Source organism: Geothermobacter hydrogeniphilus, from assembly GCF_002898515.1.
Classification (GTDB): domain Bacteria; phylum Desulfobacterota; class Desulfuromonadia; order Desulfuromonadales; family Geothermobacteraceae; genus Geothermobacter_A.
In genome coordinates this window covers 30,368-45,989 of sequence record NZ_PPFX01000023.1, presented here as the reverse complement: position 1 = coordinate 45,989, position 15,622 = coordinate 30,368, and the positions used below count along the sequence as shown (strand labels likewise).

The following is a 15,622-nucleotide window of genomic DNA, read 5'->3' as shown; positions in this document are numbered from 1 at the left end:
AAAGACCAGCTTTTATAACATGAAAGGGGCGCGACGTGCAAAAACCTTTTGCCCGTCACGCCCCTGAAGGTCATCCGGTCAGCGGGCAGTGTCAGCCCTTGCCGCCCTTCTCACCACGCCCCAGCACCACCGGACCGGTACGGACGATCTCCTTGATGCCGAAGGGCCGGAGCAATTCGAGGATAGCATTGATCTTTCCGGGCGCCCCGGTCACTTCAAGCGTGTAGGAACGGGGACCGACATCGACCACCTTGCTGCGGAAAATGTCGGCGATGCGCAGCACTTCAGCACGCAGGCTTTCCTCGGCATTGACCTTGATCAGCGCCAGTTCACGTTCGACGTAGTCGGTCCCGGTAAAATCGATGACCTTGATGGTATCGATCAGTTTGTTGAGATGCTTGGTGATCTGCTCCAGGACCTGATCATCACCGGTGGTGACGATGGTCATCCGCGAAACCGAAGGATCGAGGGTCGGAGCAACCGACAGGCTTTCAATATTGAACCCGCGGCCGGAAAAGAGTCCGGAAACCCTGCTCAGAACCCCGAATTCATTTTCCACCAGCACGGATATGGTGTGTCGCATGTTCATTTCCTCCCTGGATAAAAGGTCGGCCGTCAGGAGGCCAGCACCATTTCATGAATACTGCGGCCCGCCGGAACCATCGGCAGCACGTTCTCCTCCCGGGCCACCTTGAATTCCATGATCACCGGTCCCGGGGTCGCGAAGGCCTGCCTGATAGTCTCTTCGACCTGGTCCGGCTTGTCGGCCCTGAGCCCGGTGGCGCCGTACGCCTCGGCCAGCATGACGAAATCGATCGGCAGTTCAAGGACCGTCTGACTGTAGCGACGATCGAAGAACAACTGCTGCCACTGCCGGACCATACCCAGGTAATTATTATTGAGGATGACGATTTTCACCGGCAGGCCGTACTGGACCAGGGTAGCCAGCTCCTGGGAGTTCATCTGGAAGGATCCGTCACCCGAAATATCGATCACCTGCCGTTCGGGAAAGGCCGCCTGGGCGCCGAGCGCGGCCGGCAGTCCATAGCCCATGGTGCCGAGACCGCCGGAGGAGAGAAATGTCCGCGGCTGGGTGAACTGGAAAAACTGGGCGGTCCACATCTGGTGCTGGCCGACCTCAGTGGTAATGATCGCGTCGTCACTGGAGAGTTCGCGGATCTTCTCGATCACGAACTGCGGCTTGATTTCCGTTTCCGACGGCTGGTAGGTCAGCGGATGCTCCGTTTTCCAGTCCAGGATCTGACGGCGCCAGTTTTCGGTCGCGGTCGTCATTTCGGCCACTTCGTCCGCATGTTCGGCCAGTTTCCGGACCAGGTTCTGCAGCACATCCTTGAGATCGCCGACAATCGGCAGATCGACCCGGACGTTCTTCTTGATCGAGGTCGGGTCGATATCGACATGAATGATCTTGGCATGGGGCGCGAAGGTGGCGATCTTGCCGGTCACCCGGTCATCGAAACGGGCACCGATGGCGATCAGCAGGTCGCTGTTGGTCACCGCCATGTTGGCGTAATAGGTGCCGTGCATGCCGAGCATGCCGAGAGAAAGCTCGTGGCGGCTGGGAAAAGAACTCATCCCCATCAGGGTCGTGGTCACCGGAGCCTGGATGGTTTCGGCGAACTGCTGCAACTGCTCAGGACAGTTGGAGAGAGTCGCGCCGCCACCGACGTAGATGACCGGTTTGCGCGCGGCAAGAACCATCTTGGCGGCTTTTTCCACCTGGCGGATGTTGCCGCTGACCGTTGGCTTGTAGCCGCGCAGTTCGACCTTGTCCGGGTAGGAGAAGGTATGGGAAGCCACCTGGACATCCTTCGGCAGGTCAACCAGAACCGGGCCGGGACGACCGGTGCGGGCGATGTAGAAAGCCTGCTTGATGATGCGTGCCAGGTCCCGGATATCCTTCACCAGGTAGTTGTGCTTGGTGATCGGCCGGGTGATGCCGACCATGTCCGCTTCCTGGAAAGCATCGTTGCCGATCAGCGGCGTCGGCACCTGGCCGGTGATGATCACCATCGGAATCGAATCCATGTAGGCGGTGGCGATCCCGGTCACGGTATTGGTGGCGCCGGGACCGCTGGTGGCGATGGCCACGCCGACCTTGCCGGTGGCACGGGCATAACCGTCGGCGGCATGAACCGCGGCCTGCTCATGCCGGGTCAGGATGTGGTTGAGACCGGGATAGTCAACAAGGTCATGATAGATGTTGATAACCGCGCCCCCGGGGTAACCGAAAACGGTATCCACCCCTTCCATCTGCAGACATTCCAATAAAATCTGTGAACCTGTCTTTTTCACAAAAACCTCCTCCCCAAAATGAAGACTGCGATCGGGCCGACGGTGAAAACCTGATCTCCTCCGACGCGATCCTTGGCAAAGTCCTGAATCAGTGAGCCCCTTGTTGGCGGACAGCACAAAGTCATTGGCCTGTCTGAGCTTCCCAAAAATCACCTGCGAACCTATGGGTGCGCTTCAGATTTTTGAAAACCTCATTCAGACCAAGCACTTGCACTCTCCAACCAACAGGAACTCACTGATTCAGAACAACTCCCCTATCCCGAAAACGGCGGAACTCTCCGACTCCGGACAAACAGAAACCCGGCGTTGCATGTCTGCGGGCTGCCGGACCGCCCGGGCAAAGACTATTCGCAGATGGCCCCGGTGTGAGCCGACGTCACCACCTTGGCGTAGCGGGCCAGCCAGCCGCTGCGGATTTTCGGCTCGGGCATGCTCCATGCCGCACGGCGCTGCTGCAGAACCTCATCGGCGACCTGCAGACTGAGACTGCGATTGGGAATATCAAGGCAGATCCGGTCGCCATCCTCAACCAGGGCGATCGGTCCCCCTTCGGCCGCCTCCGGCGAAATATGACCGATGCAGGGACCACGGGTGCCGCCGGAGAAACGACCATCGGTAATCAGCGCGACACTGTCACCAAGGCCAAGACCCATCAGGGTCGCCGTGGGAGCCAGCATCTCCCGCATTCCCGGTCCGCCCCTGGGGCCCTCGTAACGGATCACCACCACGTCACCAGGCTTGATCCGCCCCCCCATCAGGGCATCCATGGCCGCCTCTTCAGAATCGAAACAGCGGGCGGTACCCTCGAAGGTCATCATCTGTTCCGAGACACCCGACTGCTTGACCACCGCCCCCTTCGGGGCGAGATTGCCGTTCAGGATGGCGAGTCCGCCTTCGGCCCGGACCGGGTTGTCCAGCGGCCGAATAACCGTCTCGTCAACCGAGGCGACGCTGGCGACGATCTGCCGGACACCAAGACCGAACAGGGTCGGGTTGTCCCTGACCTTGTCACCCAGCTGATGGAGAACTCCAGACACCCCGCCGGCGGCATCAAGATCTTCCATGAAGTGCTGTCCACCCGGGTTCATCGAGGCCAGCTGCGGCGTGGAACGGCCCAGTTCATCAAAAAGTTCGAGCGGCAGATCCACTCCGGCCTCGTGAGCAATGGCCAGCAGGTGCAGAACGGTGTTGGACGAGCCGCCGAGAGCCAGATCGACACGGATGGCATTCTCGAAAGCGGCCCGGGTCAGGATCTGCCGCGGGGTGATGCCGTCACGCACCAGATCGACAATCTTTTCTCCGGAGGCAAAGGCGATACGCCGCTTCAGGGAAGAGACCGCCAGCGCCGTCCCGCACTGCGGCAGGCTCATGCCCAGGGTCTCGGTCAGAATCGCCATGGTATTGGCGGTAAACAACCCCTGGCAGGAACCGGCTGTCGGGCAGGCATGATCCTCGCACATCTTCAGCTGCTGATCATCGATCACGCCGGCCTTGTACTGCGCCATCGCTTCAAAGGTGTCGGTGACGAAGGAAAAGCGCCTGCCCTCGCGCCCGGTGCCGGTCATCGACGGCCCGGCGGTGACGACGATGGCGGGAATGTCGAGCCGGGCCGCCGCCATCAGCATCCCCGGGGTGATCTTGTCACAGTTGGTCAGCAGCACCAGGCCGTCGAGTCGATGCGCTTCGGCAATCGACTCCACCATGTCGGCAATCAGTTCGCGGGTCGGCAGCGAGTAGTGCATCCCCTTATGTCCCATGGCGATACCGTCGCAGACTCCGGGAATGCCGAAGATGAAGGAATAACCGCCACCGGTGTGAACGCCTTTCTCAATAAACCGCTCCAGGTCGCGCATGCCGGTGTGACCCGGAATCAGGTCGGTAAAGGAAGAAGCGATACCAATGAAGGGGCGCTCCATCTGCCCTTCCGGAACACCGGTACTCTTGAGCAGGGCCCGGTGCGGCGTGCGTTCGAAGCCCCTGGTGATTGCGTCGCTGCGTTTATCGCTCATGGTTTATACAACTCCTGTTGAGGTTGGAAATCCCCCTATAAAAGCAAAGGGTTCAAGCCGCCCGGCTCAAACCCTTTGCCAACAGGTCTGTGATGGAATTTCAGGATCGGAGTGACCTCAAGATCCCTTCCATCTCATCCTTGCCGGCCAATTTCAACTTCTGTACTTTTTTTCGCTCCAACTCTTCTTCCGGCGTCATATAGGTCTTCTGGTCCATTTCGTTGAGCTGCTTTTCAAGCAATAAATGTTCTTCATACAGCTTGCGAAAACGGGGGTTTTCGTTGCAGAGCTGTTCAACCAGAACCTGATCGCTCACCGGCATTGGCCACCTCCTGCAGTTGGGGAAAAAGGGAACTTTTCAGTGGATCTAAAATAACCAAAGGAAAATCCCTTGTCAACCGGGAATCAGCCGGCAGAATGGCGTTTTTCCCAGTTAATTTCGGCCTCTGAAGCCCTCAGGTAAAGGGGCGTGAGCGCCTCCGGAGAGGCTGTTCCCACGGAGGCCGCGGCATCACGCGCGAGACTGCCGAGGAGGCCGGCACGAGGCGCGGCCAGGGCTGTGGTGACGAAATGGGCGCGTTCACCCAGGCGGGCGATGATCAGGGTGCGGTAGGCCAGGGCGCCGTCCCCGACGAACAGGACATCCCCGTTCAGGGTCTCCAGCAGCCTCTCCGGAGCCAGGACCCGCTCCTCGCCCAGGGCAACCGGTCGTCCCCGCGAGGTGTCAAAAAGCCCGGCATAGACTTCTTTTTTTCGGGCATCGAGCATCGTGCAGACCGGCATGCGGGCAAAAGGAACAGCCGCGGCCAGAACCGTCAGCGAGGAGAGCCCGACAACCGGCACGCCGGAACCTATCGCCAGGCCCTTGACGGTCGCCATCCCGACCCGCAGGCCGGTAAAGGAGCCCGGTCCCCGGACCACCGCCAGCAACCCCAGATCCTCGACCTGGAGTCCGGCCGTGCCGAGCAGCTGTTCAATGGCAGCCAGCAGCCAGTCGCTGTGGGTGCCCGGCAGACGACGGAAAAATTCAGCCAGCAGCTGATCCCCGTCATAGAGCGCGACACTGCCGCCGGGCGTCGAGGTGTCGACGGCCAGCAGGTAATCAGCCACCCGCCCCTCCCGAGAGCCAGTTGAACAGGCCTCCGAACAGATCCAGACGGGTGAAATCGTTATAGAAGGCCAGAATCATCAGCATCACGATCAGAGCCAGGCCGAGCTGCTGCAGCAGTTCCCGGGCCCGCATCGACAGGGGGCGGCGAAAGACGAACTCGAACAGGTAGAAGAACAGGTGCCCGCCGTCGAGGATGGGAATCGGCAGCAGGTTGAGAATGCCCAGCTGGATGCTGAGAAAGGCGAGAATGGTCAACACCGTGGTGACCCCGGACTGAACCGCCTGCCCGGCCATCTGGAACACCATGATCGGTCCGCCGATATTTTTGGCGGAGACATGGCCGGAAAAAAGTTTCTGAATAAACACCAGGGTCAGTTTAATGATATCAACGGCCTGTCCGGCACCGGCCCGAATCGACGCGCCGAGTCCGAACCGTTTGAATACGCTCTCCTCGGCGGGAGCGATGCCGATCAGGTAGCCCCCATCCCGTGATTCCGGGGCGATATCCAGCCTGACCTGCATCCCACTGCGTTCGAGGGTAAACTCCAGGGGCTTCCCGCCGCCCTTCTGGATCAACCGCTTCAGATCATACCAGGACGTGACCGGTGTATCGTCAATCGCCAGAATCCGGTCTCCGACCTGCATACCGGCTTTCCCGGCCGGCATCTCGGGAGAAACGGCACCGACGGTTGCCGCCCGGGGCGGCAGCAGGCCGAGTGCCTGCAGCTGCAGATCCTCGATATCGTCCCCGTTCACTTTCAACGGCAGCTCAAGTTGCCGGCCGGAACGATCGACGGACAGCACCAACGGCGACCCGGCATGCCCGATCAAGGCCTGGTTGGTCTCGTTCCAACTGGCAACCGGGTCACCATTGACGGCCAGGATACAGTCCCCGGCCCTGATCCCCGCAGCGGCCCCGCTGCTGTCGGCAACCACGTAACCGACGCAGGGCGCCGAATCAAGAAAAGCCGGGACATTGACCCCGATCAGGAATGATATCGGCAGCAGCACAAACGGCAGCACCAGGTTCATAATCGGCCCGGCGGCAACGATGGCGGTGCGAATGCCGATCGGCTTATGGGCGAACGAGCGGGCCTTTTCTGCCTCGCTCAATTCGGCCTCCTCGCCTTCTTCACTGCCACCCTCGCCGAGCATCTGCACGTACCCCCCGAGCGGGATGGCACTGATCAGGTATTCGGTCTCGCCCCACTGGCGGGAAAAGAGTTGAGGGCCGAACCCGAGCGAAAACTTGAGAACCTTGACTCCGCTCCACTTGGCGATACAGAAATGCCCGAGTTCATGAACGAACACCAGCACTCCGAGCATCAGGATTCCCGAAAACAGGGTAATCATCGAGCAACCTCTTCTCCGGCTTCGATAAGTTGCCGGGTCTGTTCACGGCCCCAGCGGTCAGCCTGCAGGGCGTCGTCAATCGCATCAAGCGCCTGCACCTGGTGCCGGTCAAGGGTCGACGCGATCAACTTCGGAATCTCCATAAACCCGATACGACCGTCCAGGAATGCCTGGACGGCAACCTCGTTGGCGGCATTGAGGACCGCCGGCGCGGTACCACCCAGTTCAAGGGCGCGGTAAGCGAGCCCCAGGCAACCGAAACGTTCCGGGTCAGGTTCTGAAAATGTCAGCTGTCCCAGACGACAGAGATCGAGCGGCGCAAGCGGCAGCTCGATCCTTTCCGGATAGGACAGGGCGTAGGCGATCGGTGCCTTCATGTCAGGCACACCGAGTTGGGCAATCACCGAACCGTCCCGGTATTCGACCATCGAATGGATGATACTCTGGGGGTGAATATGAACATCAATCTGCTGCGGTTGCAGATCAAACAGCCAACGGGCTTCGATCACCTCCAGACCCTTGTTCATCATGGTGGCCGAGTCGATGGTGATTTTCTGGCCCATGCTCCAGTTGGGGTGATTGAGAGCCTGGGCGAGGGTAACCGACTGCAGATCAGCCAGGCACGTCTCGCGGAACGGCCCCCCGGATGCCGTCAGAATCACGCGCCGTACGGCATTGTCCTGCTGCCCCTGCAGAGATTGAAAGATGGCCGAATGTTCGCTGTCAACCGGAAAGATGGAGACACCACGGCGGCGGGCCGCGGCCATCACCAGGGGCCCGGCCGTTACCAGAGTTTCCTTGTTGGCCAGGGCGATATCTTTTCCGGCCTCGATCGCCGCCATGGTCGGGACCAGACCGGCGGCTCCGACAATGGCAGACACGGTGATATCGGCTCCGGGTACAGCCGCGCACCGGACCAGTCCCTCCTCACCGTGACAGACTTCGATCGTGTCATCCCGCAGTTCGGCCCGTAACCATTCAGCATCCCGCACAGTGAGAACGCCAACCAGAGATGGCCGGTAACAACGCACCTGCTCCAGCAGCCGTTGCAGGTTGCGGCCACCGGTCAGACTGCAGACCGTGAAGCGGTCCGGGTGGGCATCGACGATTTCCAGGGTACTGCAACCGATGGAGCCGGTGGCGCCGAGCAGGGCAAGTCCTTTGCGCATCCCGATCAATCTCCCCAAAACAGGCTGGCGTAAAAAAAGGCGGCGGGAAAGGCAAACAACAGGCTGTCGAGGCGATCGAGCAGGCCGCCGTGACCGGGAATCAACCGGCTGGAATCCTTGACCTGGAAACTGCGCTTGAGCAGGGATTCGAACAGGTCGCCCAACTGGCCGCAGACACTCAGCAGCAACGAGACCAGGCAGGCGTGGCCCCATCCGAGTTCGGGAAAGAAGCTGAGTTGCGCCAGCAGCCCGCCAATCAGACTGCCGACCAGTCCGCCGACGGCCCCTTCACGGCTTTTCTTGGGACTGACGGCCGGATAGAGAGGAGTTCTTCCAATTGCCGAACCGACAAAGTAGGCAAAGGTGTCCGCCAGCATCACAACCAGCAGCACCAGTCCGACCCATTGCCGCCCGCTGCCGGGCAGCGCAAACAGCAACACCACCATGGCCAGCAACAGCGGAAGATAGTAGATCCCGAACAGGGTCAGCCCCAGGTCCCGGGCGACCAGATGAATATCACGATGGTGAAAAAGAAACAGCACTCCCAGCAACAGCACACCGGCAACCAGCAGGTAGAGCGCCGCGGCGGGCTGACCGAGACTGGCAAGCACCATCAGGCCGAGGCCGACGGCGAGCGCCGGAATCTGGATCAAGCGGCCACAGGAAGGGACCGCCATCGCCTGGTATTCATGTTGGGCCACCAGGGAGACAACCGCCAGGAAACCGAGGAACAGTCCGGGCCCGGCATAAACCAGCAGCAGGATCAGCAGCGGAAGCAGAACAAGACCGGTTAGGATGCGTTGTTTAATGGCCCTTCTCCCCTGAACGACAGTCAACCTGATCACGGGTCAACCCGAAGCGGCGTTCGCGCCTGGTGAATTCAGTCAAGGCCCAGTGCAGTTCTTCAACCCCGAAATCAGGCCAGAGCACCGGTGTGAAAACCATCTCGGCATAGGCGATCTGCCAGAGCAGAAAGTTACTGATGCGCATCTCGCCACTGGTACGGATCAACAGGTCGGGGTCGGGCATCCCGGAGGTATCGAGGCTACCGGCAAACAGCTCCTCATCAATCGCGTCAGGTGACAATTCACCGGCAGCAACCCGGGCGGCAAGGCGCTGGGAAGCACGCAAAATCTCATTGCGCGCTCCGTAGGAAAGAGCCAGGGTCAAGACCATGCCATCATGGTCGCCGGTTTTGGCGACCGTCTCTTCAAGAACCCGACGGACCGGCAGCGGCAGGCGTTCGATCTCACCGATCACCCGCAACCGGATGCGTTTTTCCAGCATCAGGTCAAACTGCTCGCGCAGGTAAATACTGAGCAGTTCCATCAGGGCCGACACCTCGTCATCGGGACGGCCCCAGTTTTCGGAACTGAAGGCGTAAAGAGTCAGATAATCCACTCCCAGGCGTTGACACTCCTGGACAATCTCCCGCACCGTCCTGACGCCCTGACGATGCCCGGCAATACGGGGCAGGCAACGGTTTTCGGCCCAGCGGCCGTTGCCGTCCATGATGATAGCCAGATGTCGGGGGATGTGCATCTTCAGAATCTCACTCGGCAGGGGATCGGATCTGACCGGGCCAAAACCGGCAGTCAGGATTGCAGCAACACGGCTACCCTCTGGGCCCTTGTCGATGCCCCATTTCATTGAAGCGTTGAAAATACCATGAAACCATCATCCAGGCAACCGCCTGCCGAGCAAACAAAAGGGGCGCCCTGCAGGCGCCCCTTTTGTCGGGTTCAGAACTGATTCCGGTTATTCGACAATCGCACTGACCGGGCAGGTATCGACACAGGCCTGGCACTCGGTGCAATCCTCACCGATTTCATACTTGCTGTCGCCTTCGGAAATAGCGCCAACCGGGCAGGAGTCAACACAGGACCCGCACGAAATACATTCATCAGTAATTTTCAGCATTTTCTTTCTCCTTGGTCGTTAATTTCATGGAGGTCAGATCTCCATGACTTCCTGTTCCTTAACATCCAGAACGTCATCGACCTTCTTCACATAGCGATCGGTGAGATCCTGGACATCCTTTTCAGTACGCTTCTGCTCATCCTCGGTAATATCCTTCTCCTTGAGCAGGTTTTTCAGTGCGTCATTGGCATCACGCCGGGCACCGCGAATGGCTATTTTGCAGTCTTCGCCCATGCGCTTGATGACCTTGACCATCTCCTTGCGCCGCTCTTCAGTAAGAGCGGGAATCGCGATACGGACAAGCTGCCCGTCCGAGGACGGATTGAGACCGAGATCGGCTTTGAAAATGGCCTTTTCAATCTCGGGGATCAGCTGTTTTTCCCACGGCTGAATGGTAATCAGCCTCGGCTCGGGTACCGCCAGGGTGCCGACCTGGTTGAGCGGCGTCGGGGTGCCGTAATAGTCAACCCTGACATCCTCCAGCAACGAAAGGGAGGCGCGACCGGTTCGAACCTTACCGAGATCCCGCTTGAGAGCCTCAATCGCCTTGTCCATGGCAGTGCCGGCTTTTTTCTTCACCTCATCGAGCATCTCTCAGCCTCCTTTGACAGTCGTGCCGATATTTTCCCCGAGGACAACCCTGCGGATATTGCCTTTTTCGGTCAAATCAAATACCACGATCGGCAACTGGTTGTCCATACACAGCGAGGTGGCGGTCGCATCCATGACCTGCAGTCCCTTCTCCAGAACATCGAGATAGGTCAGGCTGTCGAATTTAACCGCATCGGGGTTTTTCATCGGGTCAGTATCATAAACACCATCCACCCTGGTCGCCTTGAGAATGACCTCGGCGCTGATCTCCATGGCGCGCAGACTGGCCGCGGTGTCGGTCGTGAAGTAGGGATTGCCGGTGCCGGCACCGAAGATCACCACCCGTCCCTTTTCAAGGTGGCGCATCGCCCTGCGACGAATATAGGGTTCGGCAATTTCCTGCATCTCGATCGCCGACTGAACCCGGGTCAGCACGCCAAGCTTCTCCAGGGCATCCTGCATCGCCAGGCTGTTCATGACCGTAGCCAGCATGCCCATGTAATCGGCGCTGGCCCGATCCATACCGCGCGATGAGGCCGCCAGTCCGCGGAAAATATTCCCGCCGCCGATCACCAGGGCCACCTGCACGCCGAGGCGGACAACATCACGGATTTCTTCGGCAATGTCCTGAATAACAACAGGGTCAATACCGTAACCCTGCTCACCGGCAAGGGCCTCTCCACTCAACTTGAGCAGGATTCTTTTGAATCTCGGCTCTTCGGCCATGAAACCTCCCGGCTGCTTATTTTGCGAGTTCGGCAACTTCAGCGGCGAAATCGTCTTCTTTCTTTTCAATTCCTTCGCCCAACTGGTAGCGCACGTAGCGGGTCAGCTGAATTTCACAGTCATTTTCCTTACCGAACGACTCCACCACCTTGCCGACTTTCTGGTCGGGATCGATAACAAAAGCCTGCTCGACAAGACAGATTTCACCAAAGAACTTGTTGATCTGGCCGGTGATGATCTTGTCGACGATATTTTCCGGCTTGCCGCTCTCGATCGCCTTGGTGCGCATGATGTCCTTTTCGCGGTTGACAACTTCAGCAGGAACCTCGTCGCGCGTCAGGTATTGAGGGCTGGCAGCCGCCACGTGCATGGCGATCTGGCGGGCCAGCCCCTGAAGAGCTTCGCTGTCGCCGGCGCTGCAGGTGAGTTCAACCAGCACACCGATTTTCCCCCCGCCATGGATATAGGAGGCAACAGAGCCGGAAGCGACTTCAAAGCGGGCGAAGCGACGCAGGTTCATGTTTTCGCCGATGGTCGCCACCTGGTGGGTCAGCTCCTCTCCGACGTTCCGGCCGCTGCCGGGGAACTCAACCGCCTTGAGGGCTTCGACATCGGCCGGAGCTGAAGCCAGGACCGCTTCTGCGACCCCTTTTGAAAAGGCCTGAAATTTATCATTTTTGGCAACAAAGTCGGTTTCGGCGTTCACCTCGACCAGGGCGGCGGCACGGCCGGACCCGGCAGCCGCGATCATCCCCTCGGCGGCCACCCGGCCGGCCTTCTTGGCGGCGGCGGAAAGACCTTTCTTGCGCAGGTAGTCAATCGCCTCTTCCATGTTGCCATCAGTTTCGTTCAACGCTTTTTTGCAATCCATCATTCCGGCACCGGTTTTGCCACGGAGTTCGGAAACCATTTTTGCAGTAATTGTTGCCACGTCATCCTCCTCGAGTTCCCGGTCATGTTGACCTGAACCCTGCTTGCTTAGACTTATCAGTGCTTGTCGGGAAAAAAGGCGGCCAGGATACCCGGCCGCCTCAAGTACTTTCTGCTGACTTGAAAATCAGCCTTCCGTCGGAGCTTCGACCGGTGCTTCAACCGGAGCCTCGGTCTTGGTGATCACCTCGGGGCCTTCGGTCGTCACGGCTTCGGCGGCAACCTCCGGGGCAGCCGCCTCTTCACCGCCCTCAGCCTCGGTACGCAACGCCGCCTGCCGCAGTTCAGCCCCTTCGATACAGGCATCGGCCATCTTGGAGGCAAACAGGCGAATGGCGCGGATGGCGTCATCGTTGCCGGGGATGATGTAGTCAATTTCATCCGGGTCGCAGTTGGTATCAACCACGGCAACGACCGGAATCTTCAACTTGCGCGCTTCATGAACGGCGATCTGTTCCTTCTTCGGATCGATAACAAAAACCGCGCCGGGAAGTTTGTTCATCGCCTTGATCCCGCCGAGGTTCTTTTCCAGCTTGGTCTTCTCACGGTCAAGCTGCAGGCCCTCTTTCTTGGTCAGCAGCTCGTAGGTACCGTCGGTGGACATGGCTTCGATTTTTTTCAACCGCTCGATACTGGCCTTGATGGTCGCATAGTTGGTCAGCATGCCGCCGAGCCAGCGGTTATTGACGAAAAACTGGTCGGCCCGCAGAGCTTCTTCGCGGATCGAATCCTGCGCCTGCTTCTTGGTGCCGACGAAGAGAACCTTCTGACCGTCGGCAACGACGTCGCGGACGAAAGCGTAGGCGGTCTTGAAGTATCGAACCGTCTTCTGCAGGTCGATAATGTAGATGCCGTTGCGGGCGCCGAAAATATAGGGCTTCATTTTCGGGTTCCAGCGACGGGTCTGGTGACCGAAATGGACACCGGCCTCAAGCAATTGTTTCATGGTGATCTGGGCCATCGGATACTGCTCCTCTGCTAGGTGGTTTAACCTCCGCCTCCCTCAGCTCCGAACGGCTCCCAGACAGTGCCGGAAGACCCCCGACCGGATCAGGAGACGTGTGAAATGGACAACGCGTTTCTATAACATGTCGAAGGAGCGCAGGCAAGTGAAAAAAAGCACTCCGCGACACCCGTCGCGGTTTACATCCCGGCACCCCTATAATAGTATGATGCGGTTATGCTGATGACCCGGATCGATCGATATATTCTCAGGGAAATCGCCGCTCCGACCCTGCTGTCGCTGCTGGTTTTCACCTTTGTCCTGCTTGCCGGGCGAACCCTCAAACTGGCCCGCATGGTTATCAACAACGGTGTTCCCCTGAAGGACATCCTGCACCTGCTCGTCGACCTGCTGCCCTCCTTTCTCAGCATCACCCTGCCCCTCGCCATCCTGCTTGGGACCCTGCTGGCATTTTCCCGGCTTTCGGCCGATGCCGAAATCATCGCCCTCAAGGCAAGCGGACTCAGCCTTAACCACCTGTTGCGTCCGGCGCTGATCATGGCCCTCACGGCCTGCCTGGTGACCGCATCGCTGACCCTCTACCTGAAACCCCTGGGCTATTCCGCGTTTCGTGGCCGGATTTTCAAAATTCTCAGCCAACGAACCAGTGTCGGTCTGCAGGCTCGGGTTTTCCAGACGGAGTTTCCGGGGATGGTTCTCTATGCCGACAACCTCGACGAACGCAGCTCAACGCTTGAAGGCGTTTTTATTTCCGATCAACGCATGGGGACGACCCCCTCAACGATTGTCGCCGAATCAGGTCGGTTCCTTGCCGATCCAAAACGTCAGAGCCTGACCCTGCAACTGAACCGGGGGCAGATTCACCGCTATCCGCAGGACAGCACCGAAGACACCTATCAGGTGATTGATTTCAACAACTACGCGATCAACCTGCCTCTCGACCAGGTCGGCCAGCCCCCCGGCCGTCAGAAAGTCAAGGAGCTCTCCCTGGCAAACCTGCTGAAACGGGTGAAAACCACCGATTCCATTGCGGAACAATTCAAGAGCCGGGCCGAGCTGCACCATCGTTTCAGCATGATTCCAATCCCCCTGCTGTTCGCGCTGCTGGCCCTGCCGCTCGGCATACAATCCAACCGGTCGGGCAAGGGCGGAGGTTTCGCCATCGGCCTGCTGGTCTACCTCTTCTACTACCTGGCAACCTCATTTGCCGGCACCCTGGTGGTTGAACAACACTGGCCGGCGGCCCTGACTCTCTGGACGCCCCCACTCCTGTTTCTGCTGCTCGGCACCGTTCTTTACCGGCAGGCCCTCCATGAACGTCGTCTGCGTCATCTCGACCACCTGATCCGCCTGGTCCAGGGCATCTGGCGACCGGGCCGCCGCGAGAACTGACATGCGCCTGCTCGACCGTTACCTGCTGAAAAACTACGTCAGGATATTCGCCCTGGCCCTGGCCGCCTTCGGCGGCATCTATCTGCTGGTCGAATTTTTCGAAAAGGTGGATGACTTTCTAGAACACAAGGCGGCCATCAACCTGTACCTGGCCTACTTCTTCTGGAAAATCCCCGTCATTCTCAAGGACATAACCCCTCTGGCGGTCCTGCTGGCAACCTTCCTGACCCTTGGAGGCCTGTCCCGGCACGGCGAATTAACAGCCATGCGCGCCTGTGGTATCGGCCTGGTGCGCATTTCCCGCCCCCTGGTCCTGGCCGCCCTGGTGGTATCACTGTTGCTGCTGGTCGGCGGCGACCTTGTCACCCCCCTGGCGGCCCACAACACCGAGTTCATTATGCGCACCGAAGTCAGCGGACAGGCCCCGCTGGCGATGAAGAGGGACTCGCTGTGGTTCCGCGAGGGACACAACATCATCTTCATACGTCTCGCCGAACCGAAGAAAAATCAGCTGCAGGGTGTCACCATCTATGAAATGGATCAGAACTTTCACCTGAGACGCCGTCTTGATGCCCAAAAAGCGCATTACGACACGTCGGCGGGATGGATTCTGGAGCACGTCAAAATCCATGATTTCTCCGGCGGCCGGAACCTGAAGAATTTCTCGGCAAGGAAGTTACTGCCCTATCCCCTGCAGAAAAAACCGGAAAACTTCAATGCCGCGGTGCGCCGCAACGATGAAGCCCGGCTTCAGGATCTTTACCGCCAGGTGCGTCGACTCGAAGCTGAAGGCTACGATGCCACCCGCGCCCGGGTTGACCTGCAGGCCCGCATCGCGACCCCCTTTACCTGCCTGGTGATGGCCTTCCTCGGCATTCCCTTCGCCCTGCAGCGCGGTCGCGCCAGCAACCTGGCACTTGGCATCGGCATCAGCATCGCCATCGGCATCAGCTATTTCCTGCTGCAGGCGACCCTGCTCGCCTTCGGCTATGCGGGCGCCCTGCCTCCCTGGCTGGCGGCCTGGTCCGGAAACCTGCTGGTTGGAATGCTCGGCACATGGATGCTGCTCAACACCCGCCAGTAGCACACAACACAAGGAAAATGTCCCACGGGCAAATCGGGCCTGCTTGAACTGCCCCGG

Annotated in this window: 16 protein-coding genes; 2 read left to right on the top strand and 14 right to left on the bottom strand. The window is 59.3% G+C overall.

Annotated features, from left to right (window positions below; translation table 11 throughout):
• Positions 1-91 precede the first annotated feature (91 nt).
• From ilvN to rpsB, 14 genes are all read right to left on the bottom strand, one after another.
• The gene (gene ilvN / locus C2E25_RS10785) at positions 92-583 is read right to left on the bottom strand and encodes an acetolactate synthase small subunit (protein WP_085010562.1); all 492 of its coding nucleotides are present in this window, start codon (positions 581-583) and stop codon (positions 92-94) included.
• A 32-nt stretch (positions 584-615) separates the two neighbouring features.
• Positions 616-2,316 carry a biosynthetic-type acetolactate synthase large subunit gene (gene ilvB, locus C2E25_RS10780; RefSeq protein WP_103115745.1) on the bottom strand — a complete coding sequence of 567 codons (1,701 nt, stop codon included), beginning with the start codon at positions 2,314-2,316 and terminating at the stop codon, positions 616-618.
• Positions 2,317-2,660: 344 nt separating this feature from the next.
• On the bottom strand, positions 2,661-4,325 hold the full coding sequence (gene ilvD / locus C2E25_RS10775; RefSeq protein ID WP_103115744.1) for a dihydroxy-acid dehydratase: 1,665 nt from the start codon (positions 4,323-4,325) through the stop codon (positions 2,661-2,663).
• Positions 4,326-4,425: 100 nt separating this feature from the next.
• Positions 4,426-4,647 (bottom strand): YdcH family protein, encoded by a 222-nt coding sequence (locus C2E25_RS10770; protein WP_085010565.1) that lies wholly within the window; start codon positions 4,645-4,647, stop codon positions 4,426-4,428.
• Between the two features lie 83 nt (positions 4,648-4,730).
• Positions 4,731-5,435, bottom strand: a complete 705-nt coding sequence (tsaB, locus tag C2E25_RS10765) for a tRNA (adenosine(37)-N6)-threonylcarbamoyltransferase complex dimerization subunit type 1 TsaB (RefSeq protein WP_158247219.1) — start codon at positions 5,433-5,435, stop codon at positions 4,731-4,733.
• Positions 5,428-6,789: an RIP metalloprotease RseP gene (rseP, locus tag C2E25_RS10760; protein WP_103115742.1), complete on the bottom strand. Its 1,362-nt coding sequence runs from the start codon at positions 6,787-6,789 to the stop codon at positions 5,428-5,430. Before rseP ends, tsaB begins: the two co-directional genes overlap by 8 nt.
• The gene (locus C2E25_RS10755) at positions 6,786-7,958 is read right to left on the bottom strand and encodes a 1-deoxy-D-xylulose-5-phosphate reductoisomerase (RefSeq protein ID WP_103115741.1); all 1,173 of its coding nucleotides are present in this window, start codon (positions 7,956-7,958) and stop codon (positions 6,786-6,788) included. The genes rseP and C2E25_RS10755 overlap by 4 nt, the downstream gene beginning before the upstream one ends.
• A 5-nt stretch (positions 7,959-7,963) precedes the next feature.
• Positions 7,964-8,803 carry a phosphatidate cytidylyltransferase gene (locus C2E25_RS10750; RefSeq protein WP_233189405.1) on the bottom strand — a complete coding sequence of 280 codons (840 nt, stop codon included), beginning with the start codon at positions 8,801-8,803 and terminating at the stop codon, positions 7,964-7,966.
• Positions 8,763-9,500, bottom strand: a complete 738-nt coding sequence (locus C2E25_RS10745) for an isoprenyl transferase (protein WP_103115764.1) — start codon at positions 9,498-9,500, stop codon at positions 8,763-8,765. The genes C2E25_RS10750 and C2E25_RS10745 overlap by 41 nt, the downstream gene beginning before the upstream one ends.
• 216 nt (positions 9,501-9,716) lie before the next feature.
• Complete coding sequence (locus C2E25_RS10740; RefSeq protein ID WP_085010571.1) at positions 9,717-9,878, bottom strand: 4Fe-4S binding protein; 162 nt, start codon at positions 9,876-9,878, stop codon at positions 9,717-9,719.
• A gap of 33 nt (positions 9,879-9,911) precedes the next feature.
• Complete coding sequence (gene frr, locus C2E25_RS10735) at positions 9,912-10,469, bottom strand: ribosome recycling factor (RefSeq protein WP_103115740.1); 558 nt, start codon at positions 10,467-10,469, stop codon at positions 9,912-9,914.
• A gap of 3 nt (positions 10,470-10,472) precedes the next feature.
• Positions 10,473-11,195 carry a UMP kinase gene (gene pyrH, locus C2E25_RS10730; protein WP_085010573.1) on the bottom strand — a complete coding sequence of 241 codons (723 nt, stop codon included), beginning with the start codon at positions 11,193-11,195 and terminating at the stop codon, positions 10,473-10,475.
• Positions 11,196-11,211: 16 nt separating this feature from the next.
• Positions 11,212-12,126, bottom strand: a complete 915-nt coding sequence (tsf, locus tag C2E25_RS10725; protein ID WP_103115739.1) for a translation elongation factor Ts — start codon at positions 12,124-12,126, stop codon at positions 11,212-11,214.
• A 126-nt stretch (positions 12,127-12,252) separates the two neighbouring features.
• Positions 12,253-13,086 carry a 30S ribosomal protein S2 gene (rpsB, locus tag C2E25_RS10720; RefSeq protein ID WP_103115738.1) on the bottom strand — a complete coding sequence of 278 codons (834 nt, stop codon included), beginning with the start codon at positions 13,084-13,086 and terminating at the stop codon, positions 12,253-12,255.
• A 219-nt stretch (positions 13,087-13,305) separates the two neighbouring features.
• Between rpsB and lptF the strand changes: the two genes are divergently transcribed.
• The gene (gene lptF / locus C2E25_RS10715) at positions 13,306-14,481 is read left to right on the top strand and encodes an LPS export ABC transporter permease LptF (RefSeq protein WP_103115737.1); all 1,176 of its coding nucleotides are present in this window, start codon (positions 13,306-13,308) and stop codon (positions 14,479-14,481) included.
• A 1-nt stretch (position 14,482) separates the two neighbouring features.
• A complete protein-coding gene (gene lptG, locus C2E25_RS10710; protein WP_103115736.1) occupies positions 14,483-15,565 on the top strand; it encodes an LPS export ABC transporter permease LptG in 1,083 nt (360 codons plus the stop codon).
• The last annotated feature ends 57 nt before the right edge of the window (positions 15,566-15,622 follow it).

Bases quoted from the DNA above. Each gene is read 5' to 3' on its own strand.
- ilvN (WP_085010562.1), bottom strand. From the start codon at position 583: ATGCGACACACCATATCCGTGCTGGTGGAAAATGAATTCGGGGTTCTG.
- ilvD (WP_103115744.1), bottom strand. From the start codon at position 4,325: ATGAGCGATAAACGCAGCGACGCAATCACCAGGGGCTTCGAACGCACG.
- C2E25_RS10770 (WP_085010565.1), bottom strand. From the start codon at position 4,647: ATGCCGGTGAGCGATCAGGTTCTGGTTGAACAGCTCTGCAACGAAAAC.
- rseP (WP_103115742.1), bottom strand. From the start codon at position 6,789: ATGATTACCCTGTTTTCGGGAATCCTGATGCTCGGAGTGCTGGTGTTC.
- C2E25_RS10755 (WP_103115741.1), bottom strand. From the start codon at position 7,958: ATGCGCAAAGGACTTGCCCTGCTCGGCGCCACCGGCTCCATCGGTTGC.
- C2E25_RS10745 (WP_103115764.1), bottom strand. From the start codon at position 9,500: ATGCACATCCCCCGACATCTGGCTATCATCATGGACGGCAACGGCCGC.
- C2E25_RS10740 (WP_085010571.1), bottom strand. From the start codon at position 9,878: ATGCTGAAAATTACTGATGAATGTATTTCGTGCGGGTCCTGTGTTGAC.
- frr (WP_103115740.1), bottom strand. From the start codon at position 10,469: ATGCTCGATGAGGTGAAGAAAAAAGCCGGCACTGCCATGGACAAGGCG.
- pyrH (WP_085010573.1), bottom strand. From the start codon at position 11,195: ATGGCCGAAGAGCCGAGATTCAAAAGAATCCTGCTCAAGTTGAGTGGA.
- rpsB (WP_103115738.1), bottom strand. From the start codon at position 13,086: ATGGCCCAGATCACCATGAAACAATTGCTTGAGGCCGGTGTCCATTTC.
- lptF (WP_103115737.1), top strand. From the start codon at position 13,306: ATGCTGATGACCCGGATCGATCGATATATTCTCAGGGAAATCGCCGCT.
- lptG (WP_103115736.1), top strand. From the start codon at position 14,483: ATGCGCCTGCTCGACCGTTACCTGCTGAAAAACTACGTCAGGATATTC.